Annotated in this window: 19 protein-coding genes; 12 read left to right on the top strand and 7 right to left on the bottom strand. The window is 41.5% G+C overall.

Annotated features, from left to right (window positions below):
• Positions 1-88: 88 nt before the first annotated feature.
• Both OGI71_RS24735 and cysM read left to right on the top strand, forming a co-directional pair.
• On the top strand, positions 89-898 hold the full coding sequence (locus OGI71_RS24735; RefSeq protein WP_282252752.1) for a serine acetyltransferase: 810 nt from the start codon (positions 89-91) through the stop codon (positions 896-898).
• 8 nt (positions 899-906) lie between these two features.
• A complete protein-coding gene (gene cysM, locus OGI71_RS24740; RefSeq protein ID WP_282252754.1) occupies positions 907-1,779 on the top strand; it encodes a cysteine synthase CysM in 873 nt (290 codons plus the stop codon).
• A gap of 199 nt (positions 1,780-1,978) precedes the next feature.
• On the opposite strand, the gene OGI71_RS24745 is transcribed toward cysM, so the two are convergent.
• Complete coding sequence (locus tag OGI71_RS24745) at positions 1,979-2,338, bottom strand: VOC family protein (RefSeq protein WP_282252756.1); 360 nt, start codon at positions 2,336-2,338, stop codon at positions 1,979-1,981.
• Between the two features lie 320 nt (positions 2,339-2,658).
• Here OGI71_RS24745 and OGI71_RS24750 point away from each other — a divergent pair, with 320 nt between their 5' ends.
• Entirely contained in the window at positions 2,659-3,633 is a 975-nt protein-coding gene (locus OGI71_RS24750) for a putative sulfate exporter family transporter (protein ID WP_282252757.1), read from the top strand.
• Positions 3,634-3,683: 50 nt separating this feature from the next.
• Here OGI71_RS24750 and OGI71_RS24755 read toward each other — a convergent pair whose 3' ends face one another.
• From OGI71_RS24755 to OGI71_RS24765, 3 genes are all read right to left on the bottom strand, one after another.
• Complete coding sequence (locus OGI71_RS24755; protein ID WP_282252759.1) at positions 3,684-4,145, bottom strand: GNAT family N-acetyltransferase; 462 nt, start codon at positions 4,143-4,145, stop codon at positions 3,684-3,686.
• A 48-nt stretch (positions 4,146-4,193) separates the two neighbouring features.
• A complete protein-coding gene (locus OGI71_RS24760) occupies positions 4,194-4,652 on the bottom strand; it encodes a MaoC family dehydratase (protein WP_282252761.1) in 459 nt (152 codons plus the stop codon).
• A gap of 185 nt (positions 4,653-4,837) precedes the next feature.
• Positions 4,838-5,263 (bottom strand): SRPBCC family protein, encoded by a 426-nt coding sequence (locus OGI71_RS24765; protein WP_282252762.1) that lies wholly within the window; start codon positions 5,261-5,263, stop codon positions 4,838-4,840.
• A 231-nt stretch (positions 5,264-5,494) separates the two neighbouring features.
• Between OGI71_RS24765 and OGI71_RS24770 the strand changes: the two genes are divergently transcribed.
• From OGI71_RS24770 to OGI71_RS24800, 7 genes are all read left to right on the top strand, one after another.
• Positions 5,495-6,301, top strand: coding sequence for an alpha/beta hydrolase (locus OGI71_RS24770; RefSeq protein WP_282252763.1), 807 nt, complete (start codon positions 5,495-5,497; stop codon positions 6,299-6,301).
• 203 nt (positions 6,302-6,504) lie between these two features.
• Positions 6,505-6,957, top strand: coding sequence for a hypothetical protein (locus OGI71_RS24775; protein ID WP_282252764.1), 453 nt, complete (start codon positions 6,505-6,507; stop codon positions 6,955-6,957).
• Positions 6,958-7,274: 317 nt separating this feature from the next.
• A complete protein-coding gene (locus OGI71_RS24780; RefSeq protein WP_282252765.1) occupies positions 7,275-8,168 on the top strand; it encodes a DUF3347 domain-containing protein in 894 nt (297 codons plus the stop codon).
• 12 nt (positions 8,169-8,180) lie between these two features.
• On the top strand, positions 8,181-8,612 hold the full coding sequence (locus OGI71_RS24785; protein ID WP_282252767.1) for a hypothetical protein: 432 nt from the start codon (positions 8,181-8,183) through the stop codon (positions 8,610-8,612).
• Positions 8,613-8,623: 11 nt separating this feature from the next.
• Positions 8,624-9,280, top strand: coding sequence for a DUF3347 domain-containing protein (locus OGI71_RS24790; protein ID WP_282252769.1), 657 nt, complete (start codon positions 8,624-8,626; stop codon positions 9,278-9,280).
• Positions 9,281-9,284: 4 nt separating this feature from the next.
• Complete coding sequence (locus OGI71_RS24795; RefSeq protein WP_282252772.1) at positions 9,285-9,749, top strand: DUF2231 domain-containing protein; 465 nt, start codon at positions 9,285-9,287, stop codon at positions 9,747-9,749.
• A 10-nt stretch (positions 9,750-9,759) separates the two neighbouring features.
• A complete protein-coding gene (locus tag OGI71_RS24800) occupies positions 9,760-12,036 on the top strand; it encodes a multicopper oxidase domain-containing protein (protein ID WP_282252774.1) in 2,277 nt (758 codons plus the stop codon).
• 379 nt (positions 12,037-12,415) lie between these two features.
• Here the strand turns inward: OGI71_RS24800 and OGI71_RS24805 are convergent, their stop codons facing one another.
• The gene (locus OGI71_RS24805; RefSeq protein ID WP_282252776.1) at positions 12,416-13,414 is read right to left on the bottom strand and encodes a beta-ketoacyl-ACP synthase III; all 999 of its coding nucleotides are present in this window, start codon (positions 13,412-13,414) and stop codon (positions 12,416-12,418) included.
• Positions 13,415-13,719: 305 nt separating this feature from the next.
• The gene (locus tag OGI71_RS24810) at positions 13,720-15,159 is read right to left on the bottom strand and encodes a PLP-dependent aminotransferase family protein (RefSeq protein ID WP_282252778.1); all 1,440 of its coding nucleotides are present in this window, start codon (positions 15,157-15,159) and stop codon (positions 13,720-13,722) included.
• A gap of 221 nt (positions 15,160-15,380) precedes the next feature.
• Between OGI71_RS24810 and OGI71_RS24815 the strand changes: the two genes are divergently transcribed.
• Positions 15,381-16,547: an aminotransferase class III-fold pyridoxal phosphate-dependent enzyme gene (locus OGI71_RS24815; RefSeq protein WP_282252779.1), complete on the top strand. Its 1,167-nt coding sequence runs from the start codon at positions 15,381-15,383 to the stop codon at positions 16,545-16,547.
• A gap of 227 nt (positions 16,548-16,774) precedes the next feature.
• Positions 16,775-17,191, top strand: a complete 417-nt coding sequence (locus OGI71_RS24820) for an NUDIX domain-containing protein (protein WP_282252780.1) — start codon at positions 16,775-16,777, stop codon at positions 17,189-17,191.
• A gap of 20 nt (positions 17,192-17,211) precedes the next feature.
• Here OGI71_RS24820 and OGI71_RS24825 read toward each other — a convergent pair whose 3' ends face one another.
• Positions 17,212-17,745 (bottom strand): hypothetical protein, encoded by a 534-nt coding sequence (locus tag OGI71_RS24825; RefSeq protein ID WP_282252781.1) that lies wholly within the window; start codon positions 17,743-17,745, stop codon positions 17,212-17,214.
• Positions 17,746-17,769 lie beyond the last annotated feature (24 nt).

Below are 17,769 nucleotides of genomic sequence, written 5' to 3' on the forward strand. Positions count from 1 at the left end.
AAAAATGATTTAATCGTAGCCTTATTGGTAATAAGGCTTAATCTATCAATATTGTATAGTATATTTGTTTTAATATTTACTTTTGAAGATGCATGATTTTTATCAACATATCTATGAGCAGCAATTAGCTGTTTTAGAAATGCCTTCCAATAAGAAGATCTGCGGCTGGGCAACCAAAATTTTGGATGTGCTTTTTCCGGAGCGAAATTCTGGCGAAATGAAATCGGTAGAAGATGTAAAACTTGCTTTTGAACAATTTGAACTGGAGTTGGAACAGCTTCTGAGCAAGTCAAAAGCCTGTGGTCATTGCAACCATGCACAAGTGGCCCATCAGTTTTTTGAACGTATTCCGGCGCTCTACGAGTTGATGTGTTGGGATGCTAATGCGTTGATGGATGGAGATCCGGCTGCGCAGAATAAGCGTGAGGTTGTACGCACCTATCCCGGTTTTTTTGCGATTTGTATTTTCAGGATGGCAAATGAGCTTCACCGGCTAGGTGTGCCTCTGATTCCAAGGATATTGACTGAACATGCCCATTCCAAGACAGGTATTGATATTCATCCGGGGGCGACCATTGGTCATCATCTTCACATAGATCATGGTACAGGATTAGTCATCGGAGAGACTTGTACGATCGGTAATTACGTTAAACTCTATCAAGGTGTTACGTTGGGCGCCTTGAGTGTGGACAAGGTCTTTTCGAATGTCAAACGCCATCCAACGATCGAGGACCATGTCATCATCTATTCCGGAGCGACTATTTTGGGTGGTGAGACGCGTATAGGTCATCATTCGGTTATTGGTGGTAATGTTTGGCTGACGAGTTCGGTCGAACCTTATACTACAGTATACCACCAGGCGACTGCAAAATTTATAGATTCAAAACCAATCATATAGATACATTTATGGGAAATATTATAGATACCATAGGCAATACACCCCTGGTGGAGATCACCCAATTTCATGCGAATCCCAGGGTACGGATCTTTGCAAAGATGGAGGGGAATAATCCTGCCGGCTCAGTCAAAGATCGCGCGGCGTTAAATATGATACGCTCGGCGATGGAGCGTGGTGAAATTTCGAAGGAAAGCAAGCTTATTGAAGCGACAAGTGGCAATACAGGCATAGCCCTGGCAATGATTGCCGGAATATATGGTTTAAGTTTGGAACTAGTTATGCCCGCATCGTCTACCCGCGAGCGAACGTTGACCATGGAGGCTTATGGCGCGAAGGTTACGCTCTTAGAATCTATGGAAATATGTCGTGACTATGCAGAGGAGAAAGCGTTGAAAGAAGGCTATTATATCTTAAACCAATTTGCCAATCCGGATAACTATAAAGCCCATATCAAAACAACCGGGCCAGAAATATGGCGCGATACGGATGGGAAAATTACCCATTTTGTGAGTGCAATGGGGACAACGGGAACGATTATGGGGAATTCCATTTACCTTAAGGAGAAAAATCCAGAGATACAGATCGTCGGTTGTCAACCTACACCCGAGTCATCTATACCCGGAATCAGACGCTGGCCAGAAGCCTATCTGCCAAAGATATTTGATCCGAGCCGTGTGGATCGTGTGATTGATATTTCACAACAGGAAGCCACCGAATTGGCGCGCGAACTGGTGAAACGCGAAGGGGTATTTGCAGGTATGAGTACAGGCGGAGCATTTGCTGGCGCGCTGAAAATTGCTAGCGAAATTGAGGAAGGTATCATTGTCTTTATCGCATGCGATAGGGGCGACCGTTACTTAAGCTCAGACCTTTTTGGTTAGTCTAAGCCAAGTCAAATAGACTCGTAATATAAACTATAGAGCCTGTCTTTGTTATACTTGGTTTTAGTATAACAAAGACAGGCTTTTTGTAATAAAGACTACCTTCTTTATTGCAATTTTCTTATCGAATCTGACTGACCTACGTCTATCAACACTCACTTTAGCGACAAGATCTGCTTTTATATACAAACTTTCGGTGCTATACCCCCTCTCCAAACGTCAACAGGTTATTGTCGGGATCCAGAATCGAAAACTCACGTTGTCCCCAGGGTTTGGTCTCCAGTTTACCATTGGGATGGATCGCAATATTTTTTTCTAAAAATGATTGATAAAGTTGTTCAATAGCATCGGTACGGATATAGACCATACCATAGTTTTCTTCAGGAGGTAAATCTTTAAATTCAAAAAAATGGATTTCAATCTGATCTTTTTTGACCATCAGGTAACCTTCGTAATCTTCGGTTCCACATAGAATAAAACCAAGATGACCGATGTAAAAGTCGCTTGTGATAACTTTATCACGCATGGGTAATTTGGGATGTATTGCAGTTAGTCTCATCGTTTATTTATTTTATTTGAATCTTATTGAAATATAGTGATTTATCCTTGTTCTTTATAACGCATATTCCTGTTGTTTTTCCAGTACGATACCCATACTTAAATAAGGATTGATCTTTATTCTTCATATTTGATCCACATATTCTTTAAGCAAATACCGCTGAAGCATTTGATCCGGATATCTATGCAATCTACAATTACAGGTTGAACTCTTCTGCAATAGTTTATTATGTATAATGTATGGTTATGACTTATTAGTTTTTGTAGTTTTATTGATAAATAAAAGTTATTCAATTTTGTACCAGATCAAAACAGAAAATCATGTACAAAAAAGTGACTCCCATCATGCGATACAAGCATATACTCAACAAAAAGATTACTATTCGGGAAATCATCTTTATCCTCTTGCTTATTTTATGTCTGACACCAGTCGTATCAGCTCCTTTGGCGCTGCTGCTAGGGATTATTGTTGCCCAATGGATCGGGCACCCCTTTTTGGCTGTTAATCACAAAGCCACACAAATTCTTTTACAGCTTTCTGTTGTTGGTTTGGGATTCGGTATGCATATTGACTCCGCTATTCAGACAGGCAAAGACGGTTTTTTACTGACCGTTATTTCTATTATTGGGACATTGTCCCTGGGGTATATATTGGGAAAATTATTAAAACTGGAAAAATTGACAGCTTATCTCATCACCGTAGGAACGGCCATCTGCGGCGGGAGTGCAATTGCGGCGGTTTCGCCCACAGTCAAAGCCAATGAAAAACAGATCAGTGTCGCTCTGGGTACCATTTTTGTCTTGAATGCGATAGCCTTGTTTGTATTCCCGGTTATCGGTCGTTTCCTGGATCTCTCACAGACACAATTTGGACTATGGTGTGCAGTTGCGATACAGGATACGAGTTCTGTGGTAGGTGCGGCAAGTAAATACGGCGCAGAGGCCCTCCAGGTAGCAACGACTGTTAAATTAACGCGGGCGCTATGGATTATTCCTATTTCTTTGCTGAGTGCGCTTGCTTTTAATACCAAGGGAACACGGATTAAAATTCCTTATTTTATCGGATTATTTATACTGGCTATCATCTTGAATAGTTATGTTCCATTTTTCCAAGGGATAGGAACTTATGTAGTTCATATCTCCAAAGTTGGCCTTACATTGACGCTCTTTTTAATCGGAGCTAGTCTTTCAAGAGATGTGTTACTGTCGGTAGGTTATAAAGCGATTCTACAAGGGCTGTTATTGTGGTTGTGCCTTGCAATCCCTGTGTTACTCTATATTTATTTCTGTCTATAAAAAAACGTGCTGTATCAAATAGCAATAGTGGCCTACTGTTGCTAGGGGAGTTAGGGGTGATATTTCAGTAAAACCATATCTCTTAACAATTGACCGTTTTCATAGATAGGCTGTTCGTAATTGTCTATAAAAAAATTCGCACGGACACCATATTGAACAAATCCATTACGTTCATAAAATCGGATCTGATCTAAGCCGCAATCCGCAGTGCCAACAATCAGATTGGGATATTGTACACGATAAGTCTCCTGGATATATTGTAATATTTCGCTCCCAAGTCCTTTGTTCTGATGTGAAGCAGCGACGGCAATATTTTTGATCTCCAGCGTCTCGCTGTCGATGGGATATAAGCAAAATACCGCAATGGGCTGTTGCTGTTCGTGGACAACAAAGACATTGGAATCAAAAAGGTACTTATTGATTGCGGCGACAGTCTCGTCGGCTAGAAGCAACAAATCATAAGGATAGTCCTTATGATTTGTGATCTGTTTTATTTCGAATTCAGCTAACATGTAAATAGCCTTTTTGAAGTTGTTAAAATGAATCCTATTCGGATTGGTTTAATTGAAGTGGTATAAAAAGATAACATCCCCAACATAAGCAGGTTTGACACTATCCTTAATTTTTAAAGTCGCTTCAATGGTTACTTTGATCACTCCCCTGAGATTGGCAACCGATTTAACATGGGTATGTAATTGTACTTCATTATCGACCAGGACCGGTTGTGCAAAACGTAGATTTTCGATGCCATAATTGATTTCCATTTTGACATTCCTTACTTCTGCAATCTGCTTCCACAGATAAGGAATAAGGGATAAGGTCAGATAGCCATGTGCAATGGTCGATTTAAATGGACTCTCTGTTTTGGCTTTTTCGCTATCGAGATGGATCCACTGATGATCTAAGGTTGCATCGGCAAACAGGTTAATCTGTTTTTGGTCGATTGTATGCCATTGAGATTCGCCTAATGACTTTCCTTCAAAGGCTTTGTACTCTTCATAATTGTTAATTATTGTCATATGTTATGTCTTTATCGCTTTTTGTTGGAATTTGCTCCGTAGGTTACATACAGGAATATCAAATTTTGGCTAAAGATAACCATTGTCGTTAGCAATCCAAGTATGTCTGTTATAATATGTGTACTATTTTAACGGATTGTTTTCAGCTAAATATGCTGCAATTACCGCATTTAAAGGATGTGTCTCTATGATGAGGTACCATATGTCTTTTCTACATAAGCTTTGAAATTGTCTAGAATGGCTTGCCATCCCTGACGTTGCATCTCTACAGGGTTTTCGAATTCAGCATCAAAAATAACGGTAATCTCAGTCGTGGATTTTTTCGAGTTGAAATTTATGGTGACCTGACGGCCATCAGGCATAGTATAGGCTATTTTTTTGAAAGGTTCAAGTGCTGTATAGGTTCCTATAAAGTCAAAGCCCATGGAGCCGTCTTTCGCCTCCATCCGATTTTTGAATTTTCCCCCAATACGTAAATCATTGATTGCACCTGTACAATGCCAGTCATCAGAAGCTTGATTCCATTGCATAATATCTTCTGCTGAGGTATATGCATTCCAGATGATCTCCACACGCACATCAATATGCGCTTGTATTTTTATCTGCTCCATATTACGTTAATAATTTTTTCTAATGTAATTACAGTTTCCTTAATAATAACAGGAAAATTTATCTTTTGTTATGTCCCTTGTAAGATAATTATTCATATTCTCCTAAATAGATTATTAAGGGATGTCAGCTTGGTGGGTTGTTCTTGGGGAAAGACAATTTTGCGTTAAGAGGCTGGGAATTCGTGGGCTTTTTGTTAACTTTATGAATGTGAATACTTAAACCAATTTATTATGTCTCCGAAACTCCTCATTATATTCTTTTTATTGATTTCTTCGAACAGGATCCTTGCACAAAAATACCGCAATATAGCAGATATCAGTTATTGTAAAAATACCGATACCGATGCGTATAAAAAGGAACGATGCAAGCTGGATCTTTATATTCCGACCGACCGAAAAGATTTTTCCACGATTGTTTGGTTTCATGGTGGTGGATTGGAAGGGGGAAACAAATTTATTCCATTGGAGCTTAAAGAGAAAGGCGTGGCTGTGGTCGCGGTTAATTATCGGTTGAGCCCTAAGGAGGAAGCACCGGGTTATATTGACGATGCCGCAGAAGCTGTTGCCTGGGCATTCTCCCATATTGCTTCCTATGGTGGCGATCCGACAAAAATCTATGTGTCAGGGCACTCCGCTGGGGGGTATCTCGCTTTAATGGTGGGACTGGATAGCAGCTATCTACACAAATACGGTGTCGATGCGAATCGGATAAAAGGCCTGGCGCCCATCAGTGGTCAGACCAATACACATTACACCATTAAAAAGGAACAGGGACAGTCCATGGTCATCCCACAAATCGATCGCTATGCGCCAATAACCTTTGCTCGGAAGGATGCGCCACCTATTGTATTGATCACAGGTGATGCGCGATTGGAGCTGCCCGCGCGATATGAAGAGAATGCGCATCTTGCAGCAATATTAAAGCAGGTTGGTCATGCAAAAACCTCTTTATACCAATTACAGGGCTTTGATCATGGGGCCGTCTATGCACCAGGCTGCTTGCTGCTGCTTAACTGGATCAAGGAATTGGAAAAATGAAACTAGACCTTTACAAAAATAGAGCAATAGCGTTAAGGCATGAACTGACTGAATTCCCAGTCAAAAATTTTATAAAATAAAGTGAAAATATTACAACAACGGTTTGGGAAATAGTAACGATCTTTATCCCGTTATATATACATACAGGGGTGTTTCCTGTAAATTAAGGTATCATAGCGTAAACAATATAAATTGCAATCCGTATGTGGGCAAAAGTCAACATCTTGTTGGTCATCTGTATTTTGGGGCTATTTTTAGCACCAAGTCTGGGTTTTGCCTGCCATTTAGCACCCGAAAAACCGAAGCAGGAGGAGAAATCCTGTTGTACGGAAAAAGGTGCAGATGTAAAGGATAGCGATCAAGATCCAAAGCATACTGACAAAGCGCAAGATGTGAGGGATACCGATACGAAAGATTGCTGTAAAGATAAAAAGCAGGATTCAGGAACTTCAAGTGATCACGGCGATGACTGTGGTAAACACTGTGCCGAAAAATCATGTCGTACTTCTATGCAATGTAATCCGATGATCTCTTTTTCTGAAGTAGATCTTATTTTGCCATCAGATACAGATCATCTCAAATTGTATACGTTGTACAAGCAACCTTTTTGCTCGGATGCTTATTTTTCGATCTGGCAGCCTCCCAAAATAGCCTAATCATCGATGGTAGCCCATGCTACGTCTTTTTGGATCGCCATCGGCGTTCAAAACCCCTTTTATTGCGTGAAATGAAAACACCCATTGGATAACATGATCTAGTGATGGTCTACAGTTTTTAGTGATGAATAGCTGGCTGCTGACGAAGTTTTTATTATCATTTATTTAAAATTTATTCGTTATAAAATATGCTTATTTGAAAAGTATAAATACGAATCAAATTTTAGGGGGATATCCTATAGTTATTAAAATATAAACCGAGTGTAACGAGTTCATTGAGACCAATGAAAACAAACACTATCAATAAATATTTATAGATGAAATCCATTTCAATAATTGGCTTAGTAACCCTAGTATTACTGACCAATAGCACTATACAGGCACAGATCAAAAATGCGAAAACAGCAACTGTAAAAGTTTTCGGAAATACCCCCGCGGCAAAAACTGTCATCGAGCAGGAAGGCAGGGCCGGAAAGACCGCCCAAGTAGACTGGAATCAGGAAACTAAAATCGCGACGATCACTTATGATGCTTCAAAAACAAGCGAATATGAGGTTTTAAAACGTATTGCCTTAGCAGGATTTGACAGTGAGAAGTTTCTGGCACCTGACGATGCTTATGCCAAATTGCCCAAAGCAGATCAATACACAAGAACATTAAAACCTGTTTCAAAATCGCAGACTGCAACAACTATAGAACATGGGGGACAACTTCAGTCAGGGCAAACAAACCATTCAGCTCATCAAAATACTACAGCTGCTGTTGCGGTAACCGGAAAAGTTACACAATTGACAAATGTGGTCGATCAATACTTTGCTTTAAAAGATGCGCTGGTCAAGACAGATGCCCAGGCAGCAGCGACCAAGGCCGCTGCATTGCAGGAAGCGATCAAGGCCGTGGATATGAATAAGCTTGTATCCGCTGAACATACTGTCTGGATGAAGGTGATGAACAATTTGACTGCTGATGCTGCAACCATTGCGAAGAGTAAGGATCTGACCAAACAACGTGTGGCATTTGCCTCGCTTTCGACGAAGCTTTATGAACTGGTCAAAGTGGGGTCTTTCGGAAGTCCTGTCTACTATCAACATTGTCCGATGTTTAACGAGGGGAAAGGTGCAAATTGGTTGAGCAAGGAAAAGGCCGTTAAAAATCCATTCTACGGATCGCAAATGATTACTTGTGGAAGTACAGTTGAAACGCTTAATTAAATAGCAAGCCCAATGAAATATTTAGTTGCTATTATAGCGGTGTTTGTCCTCATATTGACGGCATGCACCAATCCACAAAGCAATTCAAAAGCAGCGCTTACGAGTTCAGAAAGGGATACAACGAGGTATGTGGCGGCTGCTGCAAAGCAGTACAAAAAAGGAGATCTCGTACCTACTGAAGAGGTATGTATGGTCAACGATGCTTTTATGGCCAAGAAACAACTGCTGGTCAAACATGAGGGCAAGGCTTATTATGGCTGCTGTGAAATGTGTAAGGAACGAATCCCTAAAGAAGCCGCTGTTCGTGTTGCTATTGATCCCTGGTCCAAGAAAGAGGTTGATAAGGCCAATGCAGCTATTGCCATAACGGGTGATCAGGGTGAGGTTTCTTATTTTGAAAACGAAGAAAATTATCGGAAATACGTCGAAAATATAAACCAATAAATAGACTTAAAATGAAAAGAATGATACTGATTGTAGTTGCAGCAATGACACTTGCAGCTTGCAACAACTCAAAATCGAATCATACACATGCCGCAGATACGGCAAAGGAAGCAGAGGAGACGGGGGCTGCTATAGATAAAGCGAAAGAGGATACAGCTGGGATAGCAGATACAATAGCAAAAGCCGAGGTTACTGAAACTGCTGCTAAGACAAAGGCCGATGCTCCAGTCGCAAAAGACAGGTCTCTTGATGAGGTCTACAGTGCTTACTTTGAATTAAAAGATGCGCTGGCGAGAGATAATGGACAGACGGCGCAGCAGGCTGCAAAAAAGATGAAGGCTGTGGTTGCGAAGATCGATGCCGCCAAGCTGGAGACCGCTACTGCTGCTGCCTGGAAACAGTATCAACGGAAATTGGCCTTTGATACAGAACATATCGCGGGGATTGATGAAAATGGACATCAACGTGAGCACTTCGTGACGCTATCCAAAAATATGTACGCATTGCTAAAAGTAGTGCGGCCGGATGCTCCGATCTATTACCAGCATTGCCCGATGTATAATGAGGGTAAAGGTGCGCATTGGTTGAGCAAACAAAAGGCAATCGACAATCCTTATCTGGGTAAATCAATGCCTACCTGTGGATCTACTGTAGAGACTATTCAATAGAGTGATGGAAAAGTTGTTTGAAGGATTTCCCAACTTGCATCCTTTGGTGGTTCATTTCCCTATAGTGCTGCTGCTTTTAGCCTTACTCAGTCAGGTGGTGGCCGTATGCTATAGTCGATATCGGCTGGAGCTAAATATCTTGACTTTTATTCTGTTGTTTTTGGGAACAATAGGGGCTTTTGCAGCAATTCAGACAGCATCCCATATTTCGGGGGATGCCGATGAAGAAGTCTTTGCCGTTTTTGATATCCACCAACGTTATGCCTGGATCAGCTTCTGGCTGGCGGGGATAACCACCGTTGTACGTTTGGTAGCACTGCGATGGAGTAAAGTCATCTGGACAAACTATTTGATCGTGGTTTTGTTGATAAGTTTGTCTGTGACACTATTTATCACAGGACACCATGGCGCACGGCTGGTCTATCAGTATGGTGTGGGACCTAAAAATAATGGAGTTTTAATGAAGTAATCGCATGAAAATGAGTAATAAGAGAAATATATTAATAATTGTTTTACTATTGATGACCCAGGCCGCAGTATTTGCACAGAAGGTGGTGCGTCACGAACTGTATGTTCGGGATACCATTGTGAATTATGCAGGCAAAGCAAAACGGGCCATTTCCGTAAATGGGCAGATTCCTATGCCGACGTTGACATTTACCGAAGGAGATACAGCAGAAATTGTGGTTCACAATGAACTGAAAGAAAGTACATCACTGCACTGGCATGGTATCTTTCTTCCGAACAAAGAGGATGGTGTACCGCATCTGACGCAGGAGCCGATTAAGCCGAACTCGACTTATACCTATCGTTTCCCAATTATTCAACATGGAACTCACTGGTATCATTCGCACTCAGGCTTGCAGGAACAGATCGGTATGTACGGCAGCCTTATTTTGAACAAACGTGCGGATGATAAGACTTTTCGCAAAGGAATAGATGATTTACCTACCATTCCGTTAATCATAAGTGAATGGACAAATTACAATCCGGATAATATCCAGCGGATGTTACATACGGGAAATGACTGGGCCGCCATTAAAAAAGGGGCTACCCAATCTTATGCGGAGGCGATCAAAGAGGGCAAGTTTGGAACGAAAATCACCAATGAATGGAAGCGTCAGCTCGCCATGGATGTCAGTGATGTGTATTACGACAAGATACTGTTGAACGGTGCTCATTCTACGGATTTAAAAGAGGTGGATGGGAAAAAATTGAAAGCGGGAGATAAGGTACGTTTACGGATTTCCAATGGTGGTGCTTCATCTTATTTTTGGCTACGCTATGCGGGTGGGAAAATTACCGTGGTTGCTAATGACGGTAATGATGTGCTACCTGTGGAAGTGGATAGGCTGATGATCGCTGTATCGGAGACCTACGATGTGGTCGTGACGATTCCGAATGAAGGAACAGCCTACGAGTTTATGGCGACAACGGAGGATCGGACGCAATCGGCAAGTTATTTTGTTGGTAATGGCATCAAGCAATTGATTTCTCCACTCCCTCGTCTCAAATATTTTGAGGGAATGAAGATGATGAATGACATGATGAAGATGGACGGTAATCTGAATGATATGGGCATGAATATGAGCCTGAATCAGATGGATATGAATGTCGTCATGTATTCTGAAATCACCGGAGATGGAAAGAAAAAGGAAGATCACAGCAAGCATAGTGGTATGGATAACGGGAAGATGAAGGCCGATGAGGATCCAAACCGTTACAATGCGAATGCACTGGCTGATATCGTCACATTGAATTATGCGATGCTGGAATCTCCCCATGAGACCGAATTGCCGAAGAACGCTCCTGTGCGGGATCTTAAATTTACCCTTACAGGAAATATGAGCCGCTATGTGTGGAGCATGGATAATAAAATTCTTTCGGAGACCGATAAGATTCCGGTGAAGAAAGGGGAAGTGCTACGGATTACTATCTACAACAACTCAATGATGCGCCACCCGATTCATTTACATGGCTTTGACTTTAGACTGCTGAATGGCAAAGGAGCAAAAGCTCCATTGAAAAATGTGGTCGATATCATGCCAATGGAAACAGATACCATTGAGTTTTTGGCAAATGAAGAAGGTGATTGGTTTTTTCATTGCCATATTTTATACCATATGATGGCCGGAATGAACCGGGTGTTTGCTGTGGATGACTATAAAAATCCATATCTACCCGATAAAGCCAAAGCATATAAGGAGCTGCAACATGAAAGCAATATGACACATTTTATGGCGCAGAATGATTTTGCGACCAACGGAAATGATGGCCAGGCGATGTTCCAGAATGCACGCTGGCAACTGGGATCGGAATGGCGATTGGGGTACAACGACATGCATGGTTACGAGGTGGAGACACACTTGGGACGATTTTTCGGAAAGATGCAGTGGTTTATGCCTTTTGTAGGTTTTGATTACCGTTACCGCCGAATGGGCGACGATGAACATGAAAAGAATATCTTCGGTCAGGCAAATAAAAAAGATAGCCGCAAAGCGGTGAGTCTGGGTTTTATGTATACGCTACCGATGCTGGTGAATTTTCAGGCCGAAGTGTATCATGACGGTATTGTCCGATTGCAAATGATGCGGGAGGATATCCCGATTTCACGAAGAATACGTGGCGATTTTATGGTCAACTCGGATCTTGAGTATATGGCCGGACTGAATTATATCATCACGAAGAATATGGCCTTCAGAACACATTACGATAGTGATATGGGAATTGGTGTGGGACTATCGTTGAATTATTAACGAACGGAATTTCTTAATGCGGTGTGCAAATAATCTCACCCATGGATTTTATTTTTCTCTGTTACGGGTTAATAAGGGGCAGGTTGGGACTATTTCCTTAAATAATATAGATCTGATTGTTAAATTATTCGGATTTTACACGGACTTTATACGCTTTTATCCGAATGAGATCCGTATGAGGTCCGGATAATGTCCCTATTAGTTCGCTATTAATATACTTGTTGATATGAATTTGTAGGCCCTTTGTTTTCTGGAAATCCCATGTTTTTAAGCAGATTTTCTCTATCGTGGACAGCACAAAAGAAAGCGCCAGAAATCGTTAAATTTCTGGCGCTTTTTTATATTTTCCGGTTCTTTTAACAGACCAGGTTTTGATCGTTTAAATCATCCATTTAAATAGACTCGCTCCCCAAGAGAATCCTGCCCCAAAAGCAGTCAGCATCACTAAGTCACCGGTATTTAGTTTTTTAATGTTCTGCCAGATACACAAAGGGATCGTCGCTGCAATGGTATTACCTAGATATTCGATATTACTAAGTGCCCTATCTTCAGGAATATTGAGGCTACGACCAACTGCGTCGATGATACGTTGATTGGCTTGATGTGGAATTAACCAGTTGATATCTTCAATCTGTAAGTTATTGCGCTGTAAAACGGTATTGCAGGCATCACTCATCGATTGAACAGCGTGTTTGAAGACTGTTTTACCATCTTGTTTGAGAAAACGGTTGTCATTTATTGGAAGGCTGCTGTCGATCGGGTAGAGGGAACCTCCGGCTTCGATCTTCAAAAATTCACGTCCAGCACCATTGCTACGCAAGTAGGCATCCATAACGCCACCTTCAATTGAAGGTTCGAGCCAAATTACGCCAGCGCCATCTCCGAATAGAATATTAGTGGAACGATCTTTTAGATCGACATAGGTACTGATGTTATCTGCACCGACAACAAGCACATTTTTGTAACGTTGTGTCTCCACAAGCGACGAAGCCATATCCAAAGCATAGAGGAAACCTGAACAAGCGGCATTGACATCAAATGCCCATACATTGGTCAGTCCTAATTTTTCGAGAATAATATTAGCCGTTGCTGGCATGGGCATATCTGGTGTAGATGTTGCTACGATAAGCGCATCTACTTCCCGCAAATCTTTATTATATTGTTTTGCTAAATCCTGAATGGCTTTGACGGCCATGTCCGATGTGGCAAGATTTTCATCCAATATCCTTCGCTCTTTAATTCCCGTACGTTTGATAATCCATTCATCGGAGGTCTCGCAAAACTGCTCTAAATCGGTGTTGGATCTTCTGTTTGGTGGGATATATCCACCAACCCCAGTTATTGCTGCATACGGCCTGCTCGGTATTCTTTCAGTCATAAAATAATGTACTCTTTTCTCTCTTTTTCTACAGCCAAATCTTACAAATTAGTCAAGTTGTGATTTTGCGCCGTAAAACTACGGTTAATTTGTACAACTAAACGCTGAAAAGATAGGTTTTTGACAAAATAATTACGTTTTTGAATAAAATTAACCGTTTTTAACTTTTATCCTATACTATTCTTTTAATCGGTCTTGATCAGGCGAAATTATATGCTGTTGGCAGTGTATTTGTCGAAATTTTAATCTTTTCTGTCTTTTCAAAAGGTCAAAACGGTCTAGTAATTTTTGGCGTATTAGAGCACTTATTCGGAAATCCGTGCAAATTTGAGCAGCTCTGCCAGGGTCCTGATTCCCTCTTCGATCAGCTCTTCGGAAATGGACCCATAGCCTAGGCGCAAGCCGTCGTAACTATTGTCTTTATGATAGTTATCGGGATGTGGAATATGGATTGATTTTTCTTTCAGTTTTTTGAAGAGCAATGTCCAGTCTACTTGATGTTTGAAAGCAAGCCAGACCGCTAATCCACCTTGGGGACAATGGTAACTTACATGCTCTGCTAAATGGAGATCTAGTTGCTTGATCATAAAGTCACGCTTGCTTCGATAATAGTTGGTTGCTTTGCGTATATGTCTTCTTACTGTGCCGTCCTGAATAAGTTCCAAAACAGCCTGCTCCATAATATTATCGCCTTGTATATCGATGAGGTAACGTAGTTGGGCAATAGCTTGCAATAAATGTTCATTTTTGCTGACAAGATAGCCTATACGAAGTGCAGGAGCTACGACTTTGCTCAATGTTCCGATGTAGATCGAATGTTGTAATTCGGCAGCCGAAGCCAGTGGATGGTATGGTGTGTGGTCGAAATGAAATTCGTAGTCATAGTCATCCTCAATAATCGTGAATCCATATTCATTGGATAATTGGATCAGCTCTGACCTGCGGGCGGGGCTTAACGTAGCCGTTGTTGGATATTGTCGGTGCGGTGTAATGTAAAGAGCTTTGATATTTTTTTTATCCTTTAGATGGGATATCATTTCTTCGACAATGATACCCTCAATATCAACAGGGATTTGTATAAGTTTTGATCCGGTATGCTCGAATATCTTCCAGGCAGAGTGGTAGCCGGGAGACTCAACGAAAATATAGTCATCCTTTTCCAGTAGACATTGAGCAATAAGATACATAGCCATTTGGCTTCCTCTACTGATACATAAGTTGTCCAAGGTGATATTCATATTGCGTTCCAGGTTGAGCATGTCGGCGATGGCTTGCCTAAAATCAATATGTCCCCTTGGGTCGGCGTAGCCCATCATCTTCCAACGGGCACTCCGTTTGAAAATCTGTCGATAGGCGCGTCCGAGCTGGTCGATCGGAGCAATCTTGCTGTCTGGATTACCATCATCAAAGATAATGCGCAATGGTGCCTGAAGAGTCGATACGGCTATACTTTGGGTGGAACTTTCAGCTTTGGAAAGCAACGGCGGAAGCTGCTGGGCCACAAAAATCCCACGACGCTGTTGGCTCACGACCCATCCTTCGCTCAGGAGCTGTTGGATAGCTTCAACAACCGTATTACGGTTTAGCTTCAACTGTGTGGCAAGCACTCTACTGCTCGGTAAGGCAGTACCACGGGCTAGTCTGCCCGACTGTATATCAGCGGCAATACTATCGGCTAGTTGTAAATAAATCGCTTTTGTGGAAGATCGGTCTATCTCCATTGTCAAATTCCAGGGTCTGAGCATGGGTCAATTTTATTGGGTAATCCACCCAAAGATACAATTGTTCTTTTGGATTGAAACCCTTTACGATGATTCGATTAGATTTGCTTTCCGGGTATTGGGTTTGAGATGAGTGGTTTACTTCTACCGATGGTAGCTGGACTATTTGCTTTAAATTGATCCTGGACTACCTGTAAGGCAGTATTTTATCCGATTTTTGGGTTTAACTAAATCTCGACCATTTGATGAAACCATTTCCTGTATTTGAAAAATTAGATATCCAGATTGAACGTGCGGCTGGCTGTTTCGTATATGACCATCAGCAAGAGGCCTATTTGGATATGTATGGCGGACATGCTGTTGTCGCTGTGGGACATACACATCCGCATGTTGTCAATAGCACCTTGCAGCAACTGAACAACATTGGCTTCTATTCGAATACGATATTTAATGATTTGCAGCATCAACTGGCGCATCAATTGGGCCTGATGAGCGGATACACCGACTATGCGGTGTTTTTTTCGAATTCTGGTGCCGAAGCAAATGAAAATGCCCTGAAGCTAGCCTCGTTTTTCACTGGTAGAAAACGGGTGCTATCGTTATCTAATGCCTTTCATGGCAGAACCTCTGGTGCCGTATCAGCGACTGATAACACAAAGCTCCAAGCTGCTGTAAATGACAATAGTCATTACTTTTTCAGCCCCTTCAATGAGTTGTCCAGTTTGAGAAAACAGCTCGAAACCGAGGCATATTGTGCAGTGATTATGGAACCGATCCAAGGAGTAGGCGGAATTCAGGTAGCAACAGATGAATTTCTACAGGAAGTCAGAGCGATCTGTACAAACACAGGTACATTGCTTATTCTCGATGAAATCCAATCGGGATATGGCCGCACCGGAAAGTTTTTTGCGCACCAGCATGCCGGAATAAAGGGAGATCTGATTACCGTGGCGAAGGGAATAGCCAACGGTTTCCCCATGGCTGCGACTATTATTTCTCCTGCTGTCAATCCACACATGGGGCAATTGGGGACGACTTTTGGTGGTAATCATCTGGCCTGCGCTACTGCAATAGCGGTATTGGAGGTTATCCGCGATGAAAAGCTGATTGATAATGCGGCGCAGGTAGGTGGTTTTTTAATGCGTGAATTGAAGGATATCGCTGCTGTGGCTGAGGTTAGGGGTAAAGGGTTGATGATCGGTGTAGAGTTTGATGCCGATATACAACAACTGCGACAGGAGCTGCTATTTGACGAGAAGATCTTTACTGGGTATGCCGGTGCTTATACATTAAGGCTGCTGCCACCGTTAAGCTTTACAATGGAACATGCACAGATTTTTTTAAGGAGCTTAAAGAAATTGCTTGAAAAAAATAGCCGTTATTTCCAAAACCGTTCTTATCACATGGGATAGTTAATGAAGAACTGTATACTGTAGCCTTTTATGCGAATAAAGGAAATTGCCTATCAGTTGTAATTCGTGAAGAACTGCATGTCGCATTCCAGGTCGGTATTCTATTAATGAATCGTGTCTGAGGGGATATTTTTTGAATGAGTGAGTTTAGCTTTTTTCTTGTATTAATGACGTCAAAAAAGTAATTTCACAACAGATACTTTAATTAGATAGATACACGGAAACAGATGTCGACAATTACAAAGGGTTTACCAACAGCCGGATTGATTAGTATAGCGGACAACAAAATATTACTGGCCTATAGTAATAATAAAAAAGCTTGGTACCTGCCAGGTGGTAAAATAGATGCGGGGGAGGATTCTTTACAATCACTCCGTCGTGAGATTTCAGAGGAATTGAACATAGATCTTGACCCCCAAAAGATTTCGTACTATTGCCATATTACTGCTCCAGCCTATGGTATGATCCCTGAGGTGATCATGGAGCAGGATTGTTTTCTATATCCACTTACGGAAACGATACAACCAAGTAACGAAATAGGAGAAGTGAAGTACTTCTCCCATGAAGATTATTTACGCGAACCTATTCAGGTTATCGGTGTGTTGCATGTTTTTGATAGGTTGAAAACAGATGGCCTGATTTAAGTTAAAGGTCATAACTATGCTTAAATACCATAGCCCTCATTGGCACAATTGATTGTTTTGGTATTTTGTATTGGATCTATCTTTCCAGTCTTGGTATTCAATCGCCAAGCTTTGAGGATCTTGTTGAAATATTCTTTGTCCTCCTCGACAACGCTAATAGCAACGATTTCGCTGTCAAATTTGTTGCCTATCCTACAGTTGCAAAGGCTAAGTTGTTCGTTGGCTTTGAGCTTACGAATATTGATTGTATCCAAGATCTTATATTTCACCTGGCCCTTTCCATTCTCCTTGTCATCAAGCAGTTCATTTAAAATACAGATCCCGTTTTTATCGCTGGTATAATATCCCGCAGCAAAGCGATAGTCACCACTTGCACTTTTGTTTGCGTCTATTACTGCACCTGATGCATGGGCATAGCTGGCCAATCCCGGAATTTCATTAATCTCCCGAAATATTTTTCCATATAATGGATTTTTCTGATTTTGAACCGTGTTAAAACTTGACCAACTGCAGATGGCCAATAATGCAAATAGTATACTTGTTAAATAACGCATAGCTTCGATTGATTTAATTACAGT

This window comes from Sphingobacterium sp. ML3W (assembly GCF_029542085.1).
Taxonomy (GTDB): domain Bacteria; phylum Bacteroidota; class Bacteroidia; order Sphingobacteriales; family Sphingobacteriaceae; genus Sphingobacterium.

Bases quoted from the DNA above. Each gene is read 5' to 3' on its own strand.
- OGI71_RS24735 (WP_282252752.1), top strand. From the start codon at position 89: ATGCATGATTTTTATCAACATATCTATGAGCAGCAATTAGCTGTTTTA.
- cysM (WP_282252754.1), top strand. From the start codon at position 907: ATGGGAAATATTATAGATACCATAGGCAATACACCCCTGGTGGAGATC.
- OGI71_RS24745 (WP_282252756.1), bottom strand. From the start codon at position 2,338: ATGAGACTAACTGCAATACATCCCAAATTACCCATGCGTGATAAAGTT.
- OGI71_RS24750 (WP_282252757.1), top strand. From the start codon at position 2,659: ATGTACAAAAAAGTGACTCCCATCATGCGATACAAGCATATACTCAAC.
- OGI71_RS24755 (WP_282252759.1), bottom strand. From the start codon at position 4,145: ATGTTAGCTGAATTCGAAATAAAACAGATCACAAATCATAAGGACTAT.
- OGI71_RS24760 (WP_282252761.1), bottom strand. From the start codon at position 4,652: ATGACAATAATTAACAATTATGAAGAGTACAAAGCCTTTGAAGGAAAG.
- OGI71_RS24765 (WP_282252762.1), bottom strand. From the start codon at position 5,263: ATGGAGCAGATAAAAATACAAGCGCATATTGATGTGCGTGTGGAGATC.
- OGI71_RS24770 (WP_282252763.1), top strand. From the start codon at position 5,495: ATGTCTCCGAAACTCCTCATTATATTCTTTTTATTGATTTCTTCGAAC.
- OGI71_RS24775 (WP_282252764.1), top strand. From the start codon at position 6,505: ATGTGGGCAAAAGTCAACATCTTGTTGGTCATCTGTATTTTGGGGCTA.
- OGI71_RS24780 (WP_282252765.1), top strand. From the start codon at position 7,275: ATGAAATCCATTTCAATAATTGGCTTAGTAACCCTAGTATTACTGACC.
- OGI71_RS24785 (WP_282252767.1), top strand. From the start codon at position 8,181: ATGAAATATTTAGTTGCTATTATAGCGGTGTTTGTCCTCATATTGACG.
- OGI71_RS24790 (WP_282252769.1), top strand. From the start codon at position 8,624: ATGAAAAGAATGATACTGATTGTAGTTGCAGCAATGACACTTGCAGCT.
- OGI71_RS24795 (WP_282252772.1), top strand. From the start codon at position 9,285: ATGGAAAAGTTGTTTGAAGGATTTCCCAACTTGCATCCTTTGGTGGTT.
- OGI71_RS24800 (WP_282252774.1), top strand. From the start codon at position 9,760: ATGAGTAATAAGAGAAATATATTAATAATTGTTTTACTATTGATGACC.
- OGI71_RS24805 (WP_282252776.1), bottom strand. From the start codon at position 13,414: ATGACTGAAAGAATACCGAGCAGGCCGTATGCAGCAATAACTGGGGTT.
- OGI71_RS24810 (WP_282252778.1), bottom strand. From the start codon at position 15,159: ATGCTCAGACCCTGGAATTTGACAATGGAGATAGACCGATCTTCCACA.
- OGI71_RS24815 (WP_282252779.1), top strand. From the start codon at position 15,381: ATGAAACCATTTCCTGTATTTGAAAAATTAGATATCCAGATTGAACGT.
- OGI71_RS24820 (WP_282252780.1), top strand. From the start codon at position 16,775: ATGTCGACAATTACAAAGGGTTTACCAACAGCCGGATTGATTAGTATA.
- OGI71_RS24825 (WP_282252781.1), bottom strand. From the start codon at position 17,745: ATGCGTTATTTAACAAGTATACTATTTGCATTATTGGCCATCTGCAGT.